Below are 13,954 nucleotides of genomic sequence, written 5' to 3' on the forward strand. Positions count from 1 at the left end.
CAACATTTATGCCCCTGTTTCACAAATATAAATTCTATTTTTTCTTAGTTTGACACCTTAGATTCTTCTAATTTTTCACGAAGAACCATTTGTAGAATACCACCGTGACGGTAGTAGTCAATTTCAACTTCACTATCAAAACGTGCTACTACTTCAAATTGTTTTTCATTTCCGTCTGGGTCAATCGCCACTACTTTTACAATGTCACGTGGTTTTACTGTTTTGTCGATTTGAATTTCAAATGATTCATTACCAACAAGACCTAAAGTTTCAGCACTTTCGCCTTCTTTGAATTGCAGTGGTAGTACCCCCATTAAGACTAAGTTACTGCGGTGAATACGTTCGAAGCTTTCTGCAATTACTGCTTTAATGCCTAAAAGATTTGTACCTTTCGCAGCCCAGTCACGAGAGCTTCCCATACCATAATCTTTACCAGCAATAACTAAAAGACCCGTTCCGTCTTCTTTATATTTCATCGCAGCATCATAGATAGATGTTACTTCACCAGTTGGCCAATATGTTGTATAACCGCCTTCTGTTCCTGGTGCAATTTGGTTTTTAATACGAATGTTTGCAAATGTACCACGCATCATAACTTCATGGTTACCACGACGAGAACCATACGAGTTAAAGTCAACTGGCTGTACGCCATTTTCTAACAAATAACGTCCTGCTGGTGTATATTTACCAATTGAACCTGCTGGTGAAATATGGTCTGTTGTTACGGAATCTCCAAATTTACCGATTACACGTAAACCTGATAATGTTTCAACTTCACCTGGTTCTTTAGATAGCCCTTCAAAGAATGGCGGGTTTTGAATATATGTTGAATTTTCATCCCAAGTATATAATGCTTCATTTGAAGTTTGAATTTCATTCCAACGTTCATTGCTATTAAATACTTGGGCATATTCTTTCTTGAACAGTTCAGATGTAACAACACTTTTTACCACTTCTTCAATTTCTTTTGCCGACGGCCAAATATCATTGAAGTAAACAGGGTTACCACTTGCATCTTTACCAATCGCATCCTTCTTCAGGTCAATATCAACTGTACCTGCAAGCGCATATGCCACAACAAGTGGTGGTGATGCTAGATAGTTTGCTTTTACAAGTGGATGAATACGGCCTTCAAAGTTACGGTTACCTGATAAGACAGATGTTACTAATAAGTCATTTGCTGCAATAGCTTCTTCTAATTCTGGCGCTAATGGTCCAGAGTTACCGATACATGTCGTACAACCATAACCAACTGTTTGGAAACCTAATTGATTTAGATAATCTGTTAAACCAGATTTATCTAAGTATTCTGTAACAACTTTAGATCCTGGTGCTAATGATGTTTTTACATAACCAGGTACTTTCATACCTTTTTCAACTGCTTTCTTCGCAACTAAACCAGCGCCAACTAATACATATGGGTTAGATGTATTTGTACAGCTTGTAATTGCAGCGATTGCAATCGCACCTGTTTTCATCGTTACTTCTTGATCATTTAATTCAACTTTCACTTCTTTATCAAATTCTTGCTCTGTAAATCCAAGTCCTTGTGTTCCGACTGGCGCTACAACAGCTTTACGGAACTCTTCTTTCATATTTGAAAGTGGAATTAAATCTTGCGGACGTTTCGGACCAGAAAGGTTTGTTTCAATTTTACTTAAATCGATTTCAACAAGGTCTGTATAAATTGGATCTTGACTATCCGCTGTATAGAATAAACCATTTGCTTTACAATACTCTTCTACAAGACGAACTTGTTCTTCATTTCTTCCTGTTAGACGTAAATAATCTAATGAAATTTCATCGATTGGGAAGAAACCACACGTCGCTCCATATTCCGGTGCCATATTTGAAATTGTTGCACGGTCAGCTAGCGGCATGCTCTTTAATCCGCTACCAAAGAACTCAACAAATTTTCCAACTACACCTTTTTGACGTAACACTTGTGTTACTTTTAACGCGATGTCTGTCGCTGTTGTACCACTTGGAAGTGTTCCAGTTAATTTGACACCGATTACTTCTGGTACTGGAAAGTATGATGGTTGTCCAAGCATTCCTGCTTCCGCTTCAATACCACCAACGCCCCATCCAAGAACACCGATACCATTGATCATTGTTGTATGAGAATCTGTTCCTACTAATGAATCAGGGTATGCAACTAATTCGCCTTCAGCATTTGTCACCGCGTGCACAACCGGTGCTAAATATTCAAGGTTTACTTGGTGTACAATACCTGTTGCTGGTGGAACAGCACGGTAATTATCAAATGATTTTTGTGCCCAGTTTAAAAATTTATAACGTTCTTCATTACGTTTAAACTCTAAATCCATGTTGAATTCAAGCGCGTCTGCCGTACCCGCTCTATCAACCTGTACTGAGTGGTCAATAACAAGATCTACAGTAATTTCAGGGTTAATTTTATCAGGATCCCCACCCATATCTGCCATTGCTTTACGAAGTGAAGCTAAATCTACAACAGCAGGTACACCTGTGAAGTCTTGTAAGATTACACGAGATGGCTTAAATGGAACATCGATATCTTTCACATCTTGTGTTCCCCATTTCGCTAAGTTTGTAACATGCTCTTCCGTGATAACGCGTCCATCAACTTGACGAAGTACAGATTCAAGCAAAACTTTAATTGAATAAGGTAATTGTGATACATTACCCACCCCTGCATTTTCAAGCGCTTTCAATTGATAATAATGATACGTTTTCCCATCTACTTCAAATGTTGCACGAGATTGAAATGGATTATGTTTGACCATTATGTTTCCCCCCTGTTAAACATGACTAAGTTGTCTGAATATAAAATGTAGACGAACTTTTCAATACCTTACGATAATATCTTATTACAACTTTCTAAATAAGTAAATAATAAGAAACTTATAGTTTTTTATAAGTTTTCTTTATCTCATGAAATTTGAATAGTGTTCGTTCTCCTTATGAATACTATAATTACAAAGCAAAGCTTTTTGTTTCATACTTTGCTTTATGACTCATTACTATATGTACAAATACGATTAGGGGTGAAACGAAATGGGTAAACGAAAAGCCAATCATATTATTCCAGGAATGAACGCCGCTTCTGCTCAAGGACAAGGTACTGGTTATAACGAAGAATTCGCAAATGAACCATTAACAGCTGCTCAGCGTCAAAATAATAAAAAGAGGAAAAAAAATCAGTAACGAAAACTCCCAAAAGATAATCCTTTTGGGAGCTTTTTAATGCTTATAACGCAATAGTTCCGATACCTTCACAAAGCGATATCCTCTTTGTTGAAGCTCTGGTAAGATCTTCGCCAGCGCTTCTATTGTTTGGCTACGGTCACTCCCCCCATCATGTAACAGGACAATATCTCCACTCTTCGCATTTTTCAAAACATGGTTCACAATAGATGCGGTACCTGGATTCGCCCAATCACGCGGATCTTGATGCCATGACCATAATACAATTTGATATCCTGCTTCTTTTGCGGTAGTAAAGACGGTATCATTTATTTCCCCACCAGGTGGACGAAAGAGGAGAGGTTCTTTTATCCACTTCGCTAAGTACTTCTTTCCCTCTAAAATATCATTTTTTACTTTTTCACTCTGCGTTCTTTTTGCGTATAAGTGATTCATTGTATGATTACCAATTTCATGTCCTTCTTTTAATACTTGCTTCACTAAATAAGGGTTTCGTTGAATTCGAAATCCAATCATAAAAAAAGTTGCTTCCGCTTTGTATTGACGCAGTAATTGTAATACTTGCGGCGTATATATCGGATCTGGTCCATCATCAAATGTAATAGCGATAATCTTCTCTTTATTTGGAACTTCCCACGTTACATAGCCAGTAGGTTCCAACTCTTTTCTTAATAACAAACTTGCTTGTACTTCGTCCACTTGACATATATGTATAAAACTAATAAAACAAATAATAATATTGGCAGTTTTTCGTCTGAACATATGTGTTCCTAATAGAGAGGTTGCTGAAACGACAACAACCTCTTCACTTCTCTAACTGATCCACTTCTCGCATAATATTTTGCAAATGACTTTCATATTGTTTAAGTTGTGGACGCTGCGTTTCAGACGCTACTTCAAGCGCATTTTGAATTTGTTCATATGCTTCTTGTACTTCTTGATGAAGTTGTTTTAAATCATGACCATAATTCGGGTCATTTTTCACAATATTATTGAATATATGTTCCGCTTGTACAACCCCTTGTTGCGCTGCTTGAAAAGCTTGTTGTTTGTCCTTATGATATGGCATAGCTTTTCTCCTTTCTACATATAGTTCGTCCCACTTATCTTTACCCTTTTTCTTAAAAACATTCTCGTATAAATTCGTAAAGTTCTCTTATTCTAAATAGAAAAGGAGGTGAACGAACCGTGGAAAAAAACAATAGTAAGTCTATTCGTCAAAATTCAAAAAAAGGACAACCATCTGGACAACCTGAACCTTTAAGCGGGTCACATAAAGTGAAAAATCGAAATCACTCAAGACAAAAACATCACGCACATCATGATATGTAACAAATATTTATATAATCGATAATCTTATTGCAGTGAAACTTCTATCAGTGAGGAACTCTCGCCACACTGATGAAAGTTTCACTTTATTTTAAATATGGCGAAAAGGCTTCCTGATCAAAGAAAAAAATAGATATTTTTGCTTGGGCAAAAACATAGAAACTCTTCATTAGAAGTTTATGTAAAGATAGTGGGAAACGTTCCATGTTACCTTTCACCTCTCTTTTATTCATGCATATCATAGTATGAATTGAGACGTTATGGAGGGTATTGGTCATGAGCAAGAAAAAGAAGAATTGTCTTTTTCGTGTTGATGGTTTTGAAGAATGGATGGATCAGTTTTGCTCTGGTTCCTACCTCAACTGTAATTTTCCAAATTATATTCATATTGATCTTTGTGAAACAGAGCAAGAATACATTTTAGAAACAGATGTACCAAATGTGACAGAACAAAATGTATTTATAAAAAAGATGGAGACAGGCCTAAACATTTGTATTTTCAAAAAAAATGTTCCCTTACAAAGAACGATTTTTTTACCGGCCAGTATCGTTTACAAAAAAATGATAGCTTGTATAGAGAATGGTTTTCTTTCCATTCATATATCTAAAAATGAAATCGCAAATCCACATGAAAAAAAAGTTCTTTTTTCCAATGAATATTGAACCTTCTTACAGAGATGTGTTCCCTATACTATATCATCATGATTTTCCTAGAAAGCAAGATAAAAAAGGATTCCTAAAACATAAGGAATCCTTTTTTATCTTGCTATTTTTGGGCAAGTAAGGCTATTCGGAGAGAAAAAGAGAAGTGAATTGGACGTAGTACTGTTTGTAGCAATCCCGATTCGTAAAGGCTCATAATCAGCAGGGAATGAAGAAAATTCCCACTGATTAAAGTCTCACTTTATATCGCACCTTCCGTTACTAACATCGCAGGATTCTGAAGTTTTTTCGAACGCAAGCTATACCCTACTACTTTTTTCTTATATTGTTTAATTACATCAATATGATCATCATAACGATAGATGAAAAATGTAACATTTGTTTTTCCTGTCTTTGTTTGAATCATTAATGGTGTTCCCTCTGCACTTGGAGGAAAATAATACTTCTCTAAAAAGATTGCTTCATTAAACTCTTGAATGATGCACTTCTTCTCTTCTCCTTCTATCTGTTTCCCATCTAGAGTTATACTTGTAACGTCTTCACTAAGTTGCGGATGCAATTCAAACTTACTGATTAAAGACTCCACAACAGATGTTGGAATACTCGCCACTACTACTTTAAAAGCAGCAAACACAACCAACATCACGATAAACCATGTCGTCATATTTTACCATCCCCACCATCTTTAAAATTCGCATTATCATACAACTTATATTATCTCATGAAAACACCTTTTATTTTTTGTACATAATGTGAACTTTTTAAAGAAAATACGCTAAGGACAGGATAGGGAATATATCTTAACAGAATCTACATAACAAGGGTCAACGCTAAATAGACGTATTTTTCTATATTCTTATTAGTATGGAGGACTTAAAGAATATGGGCTAAAATATTTGATACATTGTAATTAAACTTTATTTCAAAGCAACACAAATACCAAAATAACTCTTCCTTTATTGTTAAAAAAATGAGAAAAGAACACAAACAGCGACTTTCTTTCCTCATTTTTTATGATAACTCTCTCTACACTCGAGCTGCTCTCGTTATATCCATATCTACTCCATATGTAAACTGCAATTCTTTACAAACTTCTTGAATCAAAATATTCATATTATATTTTTCATTAAATTCAGTAACAGCATGTTCTACTTCTTCATAAGTATATTTATATTCACCAGTAATCACGCTTTTTAAGTCGAAACATTCATTAATACAAAGCTGGACGAGAAGTCGATCATACATAGTTACTATATCTTCCTTTTTCCACAACAATTCCTTCACATACAATCTATCAAACGTGACACTTCCTCGATTACACTCTGCTAACGTACGGGTCATTTCATGTAATTCTCTATATAGTTCAGATATATTTGTATTGAGACGAATCAATTTATCTACGCCATCGTCATACAACATGCCATCCACCTCCGTATACTCTTTTTCTTATTATAGCAAGAAAATTCTAAAAAATGTTTTTTCTTCTGAAATATTAGGAAACTTATTCGGATTGCTTTACAATGAAATTAATGAATACGAAAGGGGTATTACATTGGAACAAAAATTATATTACAGCGATCCTTATCAACAATCTTTCGCAGCAAAAATAAGAAAGCAAGAGGTGGATCATGAAGGAAATCGCTATGTTACTTTAACTGAAACGGCTTTTTATCCAACTGGTGGCGGGCAACCTCATGATATAGGTACATTAAATAATGTCTCTGTGACAAATGTAGAGGAAATCAACGGAGAAATCCGCCACTTCATATCTGAAGAATTACATGAAGTAGAAGTAATTGGAAAAATTGATTGGAACCGCCGATTCGATCATATGCAACAGCATGCAGCTCAGCACATTTTATCAGCTGCATTTTGGGATCATTTTAATATCCCTACAATTGGCTTTCACCTGGGGGCAGAAACGGTTACAATTGATTTAGACACGCCAACCCTTTCTGCGGAAACAGCTACTGAAGCGCTCCGTATTGCAAATCAAATTGTCTTAGAAAATCATCCTATCCATATTAAATGGATGAATTTAGAAGAAGCAAAACAATTACCTCTTAGAAAAGAACCATTGCTCTATGAAAATATACGCGTTGTCATCATTGAAAACTTTGACTATAACGGCTGCGGCGGAACACATCCGAAATATACGGGAGAAGTTGGACCCATTCATATTATTGGCTGGGAACGTAACAAAGGTGGCATTCGCTTAAGTTTTATTGCAGGCTGGCGAGCTATAAAATTAATGGGACATCAGCAACAAATAATAAAAGAGGTTTCCAAACAATTAAACAGTGGTGAAAATGATATTCCACGTAAAGTACATCAGCTCATTACCTCTCAAAAAGAGAGTGAAAAAGAATTACAAGTGATGCGTGAAAAGTTACTTGTTATAGAAGCAAATGATCTATTGCAAGAAGCAGCTGATACACATGTTGGCATGCTCATTTCGAAAGCTTTCAGCAATCGTTCTATGCAGGAAATTGCCAAATTATCAGCCATTATTACAGAACAAAACGAAAATACAATTACATACTTTGTCACTGAAAATGAGGATAAATTACAATGTATACTTGCCTGCGGGAAATCTATCAATATAAGTATGAACAATATGTTAAAAGACGCTCTCCCTACGATTGAAGGAAAAGGTGGCGGAAATCCGAAAAGTGCTCGCGGTGGCGGAAAAGCCCTCATTTCAGGCGAACAATTTTTACAGCAACTTGTTCAAGCATTGAAGGAAACCATTTAATACACCATTGAAAAAGGATAGTACGTCGCTATCCTTTTCTGTTTATGGATTTTTTGCTAGTATTCTGTTTTTTAAATAAATTGTCATACTCGGTATCTCACATCGAAGTCCCAGTTCAAGTACCGATAACATACATTTATTTCTTGTTCAATTCTTTTCGCAATGCTTGTTTTAAAAATTTCCCTACTGATGTTTTTGGGATTTCTTTCATAAATACAATATCATCGGGTAACCACCACTTCGCAAATTGCGGTTGTAAAAATTCATATAACTCTTCTTTCGTTACGACACGATTTGGTTTTCGTACGACACAAGCAACAGGTCGCTCTTGCCACTTAGGATGGGGAACTGCAACAACTGCTGCTTCAAACACCGCTTCATGCGCCATAAGTGCATTCTCTAAATCTACAGATGAGATCCATTCACCCCCGCTTTTAATCACATCTTTTGTTCGATCTACTATTTTCACGCATCCTTCTTCATCTACCGTTACAACATCCCCCGTATATAACCACCCATCACGAAATCCTTCCGCTGTACGCTCATCTTTATAGTAACTTGCAGCAATCCACGGTGCACGTAAGCAAAGTTCTCCCATCTCACTCCCGTCCCATTTCACTTCTCCATTTCCTCCAACTATTTTCATTTCAACTCCCGGCACAAGATATCCTTGTTTTGATCTTATTTCAAGTTGCTCTTCATATGATAAATCTTTTTCATAACTTTTTAACCTTGCAAGTGTTACAAGTGGGCTCGTTTCTGTCATACCATACGCGTGTACAAAAGGAACGTGATATTTCTGTTCGAATGCTGCGATTACACTTTTGGGTGCCGCAGCTCCCCCGCATAAAATCCGGCTCATACTCGATAAATCATAGTCATGTTGCTCTAATTCTTGCAAAACACCAAGCCAAATTGTAGGTACTCCAGCTGCTACTGTCACTTTCTCTTTTTGAATCATTTCCAGTAAAATTTTCGGTGTAAACATCGGACCAGGCAAAACTTGCTTCGTTCCAAACCACGTTGCCGCAAATGGTAATCCCCATGCATTCACATGAAACATCGGCACAATCGCCATTGCCACATCGCTTTCCGATAGCGCTGCTGTATCAGCTAATCCAAGCGCCATACAATGAAGCACTGTACTACGATGCGTATATACAACACCTTTTGGATTTCCTGTTGTTGCCGAAGTATAGCACATACCAGCCGGCATATTTTCATCAATTTCTTTTAAAAATTGATGCTTCGGATTTCCTTCAGCGAGAAGGTGCTCATAATGATATACAGGCGTCAATGAAGTCTCTGGTATTTCCTCTTTATCCGTCATAATGATATATGCTTGTACAGTCGATAATTCTCCTTGTATCTTTTCCACAAGCGGGACCAAATCTTCATCAATAAGTAAAATTCGATCTTCGGCATGGTTGACTATATAAGAAATATGCTGGGGAGATAAACGAATATTAATTGTGTGCAATACAGAACCAATACCAGGAATAGCAAAGTATGCTTCCACATGTCGATGATGATTCCATGCCAACGTTCCAATTCGTTCTCCTTCGTTTACTCCCAATTTCTTTAATACACTAGAAAGCCTTCGCGTTCGTTCTCCAATTTGTTTATACGTTAACGTGGTAACCCTATCATGTGTACGAGAAATAATTTCTTTCTTTGGAAATAATGTTTCTGCCCTTTCCATCATCGAATGAATTGTTAATGGTACATTCATCATCATACGTATCTCACCCTCCATTAAAACGCTTCCATTTTTGATCATTATATCAAATTCAACAAAATAAAAGTTGTTTTTTGCTAAATTTTCTGAAATTATTCCCTTGGAAATAAAGTGAAACTTTAATCAGTGAGGTTTTCTTCATCCCCACTGATTATGAGCCCTAACCAATCGGGCTGTTACGGGCAGTTCATCTCCCACCTATCTTCCTTGCTTCTTTCTGCGTCTTGAGGCAGGATTCTTACTGCCCTAAAATAGCGGGATAAATAAAAAAGAGAGCTCTTCCACACCCTCTTTTAACAATATGTATCTTGTGAATCTGTTATCATTTCATATTTTTATAAATCATTTGAAGTGAAAACATTCTATCAAGAAATGCTACATATTACCCTCTTCTATTTATCATAATGGCTTTTGTTTAAACTTTTGATAGTTTCGCACTTTTAATAGCAATACGCTTCCGCAATCTGTACAAATATAGGCGTCTACTGGAGAGGAGGTGAACATCGTTTCTTTTTTTCTTATTTGAGCATAGCCAACAAACTCACCTTCTCCAATATCATTCGATCCACAATACGAACATGTATGTACCTCTTTCTTCTGCATGAGAGCACCACCTTTGATCTGTTTCTACTCCCTTCGACAGTAATCATTCACTTTCCTTCCCTAAAAATTGTCATGATTTGTTTCGGTAAGAAGGAGATTTCAACATCATTTCGTCTTCACTACATATACGCCATTTTTTACTCATTTAAACGCACATGCAGGCAGCTTTCGAGTTACATCGCAAATGAACTCATAGGACAAGTCCATTTTGGACGTATGTACAAATGAATATTGTATATATGGGTACGGCAACCATTCCTTCTTTTTAGAACCACCCATAAATATAAAGCAAGAGAAATGAGTATATGAAAACATCAATTCTCTTGCTTTTGATTAGCTTGCCTCTTCAGTTTTAATAGGAGTACAATCAAATTCAATATCTGGTGGACGTCGAGTTGAATCTAATCTATATTTTTGTTATTTTATTCCATCTCTTTCTAATGCATTTTTAAGCATTTCTTCAGCTTCTGCTCGAATCTCTTCTTGAGTCATCTCTCCGACAGACTTATATTCCCCATGGATGTTATAGTTTGCCGAATCATCATTCGGGATGTGTGTATCACGTGATGATTTATAATCAGTTGTAGGTAATTCTACATCAGTTTCATCACTGGTGCTTTGTATCCCTTCATAAGAGCTATCATCATTTGTGTCTTCTTGATCCTGTAATTCATATTCAGTATCATTTGATTCAAATAGTGAGTTTTTATTATTCTTTATTACATAAATGTTGATGCAAATAATAGCGATAATGATAGTACTTAAAAATCCAAATAAAGCTTTTTTGTTCATGTTGTTTGTTCCTCCAGTTATGTAAAATGTAAGATTTCCGAAACCATCATAACAGATTCAGTTACAACTATTTTGTCATATTTTGCGACGGAACATTAATACAGATCCAGCTAATGCTAAACATCATTGTAACACCGTTTGATGCTGTAATACCCAATCTTTGACTTGGTTACCAGGTAATTTTTTTAGCGCTTGTTACTTTAGCACCTTGAACAATGATATTATCTGGACCAGTACCTACACCAATTTGTAGATCATAGTTATCGAAGATTTCTCCATAGTAATATTTTTCTGGTGGCTTTCCTCCAGAAAATGTTCCTAAATTACGCACAAAGTTATCTCCAATTTCTTTAGCAGTTTCTTTGTTGACTGCTGTCCCTAAAATAACAGCCATAACAATTGTTTTACCGTTTACTTCTATATGAGCATCACTAACCAATGGATTTTGTTTTACTTGCTCTAGTGCCATCTTCTTACCTTCTTCATTAAATTTCACGGTTTCTTTTGTTTTTTTCAGCTTTTTTATCAATCTTACACTTTGTGAAGTTTACATTTCTTTACAGGTTAATTGTACCAGAAAAACATATAGACAACCAGACTTGTATTTAATTTCTATCGAATCTAATATTAGGTTTTACAGAAAAAAATAGAAAATCTGTGTGTAGTCAGGAGATGGAGGCGTATTATGAATTTTAAAAAGGTTTCAGTTGTCGCTTTATCGGGTACATTATGAGTGGGTGCTGTATTACCAGGAGTTTCACATGCAGCTACTCCAAATAATAATGTGTTAAACGTTAAATCAGAGGAAAAAGTATATCAGTCTAGCTTTGCTAACTCTGAGAGTTTAGAAGGTTTTGAGATCCCGTCTTTAGATGAGATGTCTGAAGAACAAAAAGAGCTATTATTTAAATTAGCAAAAGAAGAAGCATTAAAAAATGCACCAGAAAGCCCTGAATTATATGAACAACAATTAATTGGTTTATTTGATGCGAGTTCTCCAAATTATAACAATTTACAAGCAACGCAAAGTGTGTATGACATTAGAAAAAGACACCTATGAGAGAGGCCACTGAAAAACTTACGTTTTTCAGTTCACAAGCCGAATGTAATACAAGAAAGGCTATTGCATCCGTACTACTCATAATTTCGTTATCCAATAGATTAAGGTATCGCCAATCAACATCTTCAAAATTAAATCCATCTATCTCTAACTGCTGCAGCATGTCTCTTTCTTCCCCTTTTACCGTAAATAAATTATGATCCTCTCCCTGATGGAATTCTTCTAATACTTCTACATTTAGATATTCATGGTCATTTACCTCAATTGTACTATTCTCAGATATATAAATAGATATCTTCTTTTAAAATATAAGTGAGATATCTTTAATTAACTGGTTTTTCTGAATTTTATTGAAAAATAAATATAAAATAGTTAAATACAAAGAGTATTTTGCTACAATGGTAATATATAACATTAGTAGATTTCTATAGGATGGAGGATTATATAATGATTTCTTCGATAAAGGGTAATGAGTAAATCACAAAAATGTTAAATGACTGGTATATAGAAATTCGTGCCAGACATATTGGAAAGGCGCATAAATTAAAACTTGAAATTGATCAAAAAATACACAATATTGAAGAAGACCAAAACCTCCTTTTATACTATTCTCTTTTAGATTTTCGTCATCAATATATGATTGATAGTTTGAGCATTGGAAAAGACAGTTTTGATAAGGTTGAATCATTAGAGGTGCCTGCAGATCAATTTTTATCGTACTACTACCATTTCTTTAAAGCTATTCATTCAAATATTACAGGTAACTTTACAAATGCAAAAGAACATTACAACAAAGCTGAGGAACTATTAAACCATATTCCAGATGAAGTTGAACATGCTGAATTTTATTTCAAACTACCCACTTTCCATTACCATATCTACAAGCCATTGGCGGCTATCAAAGAAGCTACTAAGGCAAAAGAGATTTTTAAAAAGCATGCAGGATACGAGACTACTATTGCGTTATGTGATAATTTAATTGGTTTGGCTTGTACGCACTTAAAACAATTTGAAGAAGCTGAAGAACACTTTATTACAGCTATTAATACATTTAAAAAATCAGGTGAAGAAAAATTTATTACGTTTGTTCGTCACAACTTAGGATTAATGTATGCTGGCCAAAATTTATCTGAACTAGCAATACGCTACTTATCTGAAGTAATACATGAACTCCCTAAAGATTATAAGGCAATCTTTATTAAGGCTAGAGAGCATATGAAAATAGGAGATTCAGAGGAAACTTCTAACCTTATAGATAAAGGATTAGAAGTTTGTAGAGAACTTAAAAATGAAGAGTACGAACATCACTTCTTAATTTTAGAAAAATTAAATCAAAAAGTTACCGCTGACGAATTAGAAAAGACAATTGAAACAGGAATCTTTTATTTTGAGAGAGAAAACCTACATGAGTACGTACAAGAATACGCTAAAAAATTAGCAGTTTTATTCCATCAAGAAAATAACCGTTCAAAAGCAAGTGACTATTTTTACCTTAGCCATCAAGCCGAAGAAAAAAACTTTGAGAAGGAGGCTTTAAAATGAGAAAAGTAATTTTCAGCTTAATTGGGATTACAGCTGCATTCACATTTATGTTTAATTCTAGCCATGTAACTGATACACAGAAGGCGCTTAACGAGGATACAATTGTACAATATGCTCATGGCCATACTGGCGGATGATAAATAAACAAAGGTCTTCACTTCATTAATCTGTACCCTTTATAAAGGACATTTTAAAAAAAGTTAGGCAGCCGCGAGAAGATGATTTCTGTATTCAACAGGAGTCATCTTCTTTAAATTCCACTGATATCTATGCTGGTTATGGT

The 13,954-nt window shown here is 35.3% G+C and carries 17 protein-coding genes and 1 pseudogene; 7 read left to right on the top strand and 11 right to left on the bottom strand.

All coding sequences use genetic code 11. The features are described 5' to 3' along the window. Positions 1-44 precede the first annotated feature (44 nt). A complete protein-coding gene (gene acnA / locus MR056_RS18630; protein WP_012094707.1) occupies positions 45-2,768 on the bottom strand; it encodes an aconitate hydratase AcnA in 2,724 nt (907 codons plus the stop codon). Positions 2,769-3,039: 271 nt separating this feature from the next. On the opposite strand from acnA, the gene sspO reads away from it, so the two are divergent. Continuing rightward, positions 3,040-3,189, top strand: a complete 150-nt coding sequence (gene sspO, locus MR056_RS18635) for a small acid-soluble spore protein O (protein ID WP_048723958.1) — start codon at positions 3,040-3,042, stop codon at positions 3,187-3,189. A 36-nt stretch (positions 3,190-3,225) separates the two neighbouring features. Here the strand turns inward: sspO and MR056_RS18640 are convergent, their stop codons facing one another. Next, the gene (locus MR056_RS18640; RefSeq protein WP_012094709.1) at positions 3,226-3,951 is read right to left on the bottom strand and encodes a polysaccharide deacetylase family protein; all 726 of its coding nucleotides are present in this window, start codon (positions 3,949-3,951) and stop codon (positions 3,226-3,228) included. A gap of 43 nt (positions 3,952-3,994) precedes the next feature. Then, positions 3,995-4,258: a hypothetical protein gene (locus tag MR056_RS18645; RefSeq protein WP_012094710.1), complete on the bottom strand. Its 264-nt coding sequence runs from the start codon at positions 4,256-4,258 to the stop codon at positions 3,995-3,997. Between the two features lie 119 nt (positions 4,259-4,377). Between MR056_RS18645 and MR056_RS18650 the strand changes: the two genes are divergently transcribed. Both MR056_RS18650 and MR056_RS18655 read left to right on the top strand, forming a co-directional pair. Then, entirely contained in the window at positions 4,378-4,521 is a 144-nt protein-coding gene (locus MR056_RS18650; protein ID WP_012094711.1) for a small acid-soluble spore protein P, read from the top strand. A gap of 273 nt (positions 4,522-4,794) precedes the next feature. Continuing rightward, a complete protein-coding gene (locus tag MR056_RS18655; RefSeq protein WP_012094712.1) occupies positions 4,795-5,181 on the top strand; it encodes an Hsp20/alpha crystallin family protein in 387 nt (128 codons plus the stop codon). Between the two features lie 241 nt (positions 5,182-5,422). Here MR056_RS18655 and MR056_RS18660 read toward each other — a convergent pair whose 3' ends face one another. Further along, on the bottom strand, positions 5,423-5,845 hold the full coding sequence (locus MR056_RS18660; RefSeq protein ID WP_012094713.1) for a YfmQ family protein: 423 nt from the start codon (positions 5,843-5,845) through the stop codon (positions 5,423-5,425). A gap of 362 nt (positions 5,846-6,207) precedes the next feature. Beyond that, positions 6,208-6,600 (bottom strand): hypothetical protein, encoded by a 393-nt coding sequence (locus MR056_RS18665; protein ID WP_012094714.1) that lies wholly within the window; start codon positions 6,598-6,600, stop codon positions 6,208-6,210. A 133-nt stretch (positions 6,601-6,733) separates the two neighbouring features. Here MR056_RS18665 and MR056_RS18670 point away from each other — a divergent pair, with 133 nt between their 5' ends. Beyond that, positions 6,734-7,936, top strand: coding sequence for an alanyl-tRNA editing protein (locus tag MR056_RS18670; protein ID WP_242136634.1), 1,203 nt, complete (start codon positions 6,734-6,736; stop codon positions 7,934-7,936). 136 nt (positions 7,937-8,072) lie between these two features. On the opposite strand, the gene MR056_RS18675 is transcribed toward MR056_RS18670, so the two are convergent. The 4 genes from MR056_RS18675 to MR056_RS18690 all read right to left on the bottom strand — a co-directional run bounded on the left by MR056_RS18675 (position 8,073) and on the right by MR056_RS18690 (position 11,538). Beyond that, entirely contained in the window at positions 8,073-9,674 is a 1,602-nt protein-coding gene (locus MR056_RS18675; RefSeq protein ID WP_012094716.1) for a long-chain fatty acid--CoA ligase, read from the bottom strand. A gap of 399 nt (positions 9,675-10,073) precedes the next feature. Further along, entirely contained in the window at positions 10,074-10,277 is a 204-nt protein-coding gene (locus MR056_RS18680) for a hypothetical protein (protein WP_012094717.1), read from the bottom strand. Positions 10,278-10,694: 417 nt separating this feature from the next. After that, a complete protein-coding gene (locus tag MR056_RS18685; RefSeq protein WP_012094718.1) occupies positions 10,695-11,069 on the bottom strand; it encodes a hypothetical protein in 375 nt (124 codons plus the stop codon). Positions 11,070-11,238: 169 nt separating this feature from the next. Further along, on the bottom strand, positions 11,239-11,538 hold the full coding sequence (locus MR056_RS18690; protein ID WP_012094719.1) for a hypothetical protein: 300 nt from the start codon (positions 11,536-11,538) through the stop codon (positions 11,239-11,241). Between the two features lie 264 nt (positions 11,539-11,802). Between MR056_RS18690 and MR056_RS18695 the strand changes: the two genes are divergently transcribed. Beyond that, positions 11,803-12,129 carry a hypothetical protein gene (locus MR056_RS18695; RefSeq protein ID WP_012094720.1) on the top strand — a complete coding sequence of 109 codons (327 nt, stop codon included), beginning with the start codon at positions 11,803-11,805 and terminating at the stop codon, positions 12,127-12,129. A gap of 61 nt (positions 12,130-12,190) precedes the next feature. Here the strand turns inward: MR056_RS18695 and MR056_RS18700 are convergent. Next, positions 12,191-12,415 (bottom strand): annotated as a pseudogene (locus MR056_RS18700) (helix-turn-helix domain-containing protein); the annotation flags it as partial. 200 nt (positions 12,416-12,615) lie between these two features. On the opposite strand from MR056_RS18700, the gene MR056_RS18705 reads away from it, so the two are divergent. Together MR056_RS18705 and MR056_RS18710 are read left to right on the top strand one after the other, a co-directional pair. Further along, positions 12,616-13,671: a Rap family tetratricopeptide repeat protein gene (locus MR056_RS18705; RefSeq protein ID WP_012094721.1), complete on the top strand. Its 1,056-nt coding sequence runs from the start codon at positions 12,616-12,618 to the stop codon at positions 13,669-13,671. Further along, positions 13,668-13,808, top strand: a complete 141-nt coding sequence (locus MR056_RS18710) for a hypothetical protein (RefSeq protein ID WP_012094722.1) — start codon at positions 13,668-13,670, stop codon at positions 13,806-13,808. Before MR056_RS18705 ends, MR056_RS18710 begins: the two co-directional genes overlap by 4 nt. A gap of 63 nt (positions 13,809-13,871) precedes the next feature. Here the strand turns inward: MR056_RS18710 and MR056_RS18715 are convergent. Further along, positions 13,872-13,954 (bottom strand): IS3 family transposase (locus MR056_RS18715; RefSeq protein WP_242136635.1); only part of this gene is annotated, 83 nt, incomplete at its 5' end.

It is taken from the genome of Bacillus cereus group sp. BfR-BA-01360 (assembly GCF_022663595.1).
Lineage (GTDB): Bacteria > Bacillota > Bacilli > Bacillales > Bacillaceae_G > Bacillus_A > Bacillus_A cytotoxicus.

Coding starts and splice junctions, on each gene's coding strand:
- acnA (WP_012094707.1), bottom strand. CDS start 2,768: ATGGTCAAACATAATCCATTTCAATCTCGTGCAACATTTGAAGTAGAT.
- sspO (WP_048723958.1), top strand. CDS start 3,040: ATGGGTAAACGAAAAGCCAATCATATTATTCCAGGAATGAACGCCGCT.
- MR056_RS18640 (WP_012094709.1), bottom strand. CDS start 3,951: ATGTTCAGACGAAAAACTGCCAATATTATTATTTGTTTTATTAGTTTT.
- MR056_RS18645 (WP_012094710.1), bottom strand. CDS start 4,258: ATGCCATATCATAAGGACAAACAACAAGCTTTTCAAGCAGCGCAACAA.
- MR056_RS18655 (WP_012094712.1), top strand. CDS start 4,795: ATGAGCAAGAAAAAGAAGAATTGTCTTTTTCGTGTTGATGGTTTTGAA.
- MR056_RS18660 (WP_012094713.1), bottom strand. CDS start 5,845: ATGACGACATGGTTTATCGTGATGTTGGTTGTGTTTGCTGCTTTTAAA.
- MR056_RS18665 (WP_012094714.1), bottom strand. CDS start 6,600: ATGTTGTATGACGATGGCGTAGATAAATTGATTCGTCTCAATACAAAT.
- MR056_RS18675 (WP_012094716.1), bottom strand. CDS start 9,674: ATGATGATGAATGTACCATTAACAATTCATTCGATGATGGAAAGGGCA.
- MR056_RS18680 (WP_012094717.1), bottom strand. CDS start 10,277: ATGCAGAAGAAAGAGGTACATACATGTTCGTATTGTGGATCGAATGAT.
- MR056_RS18685 (WP_012094718.1), bottom strand. CDS start 11,069: ATGAACAAAAAAGCTTTATTTGGATTTTTAAGTACTATCATTATCGCT.
- MR056_RS18690 (WP_012094719.1), bottom strand. CDS start 11,538: ATGGCACTAGAGCAAGTAAAACAAAATCCATTGGTTAGTGATGCTCAT.
- MR056_RS18705 (WP_012094721.1), top strand. CDS start 12,616: ATGTTAAATGACTGGTATATAGAAATTCGTGCCAGACATATTGGAAAG.
- MR056_RS18710 (WP_012094722.1), top strand. CDS start 13,668: ATGAGAAAAGTAATTTTCAGCTTAATTGGGATTACAGCTGCATTCACA.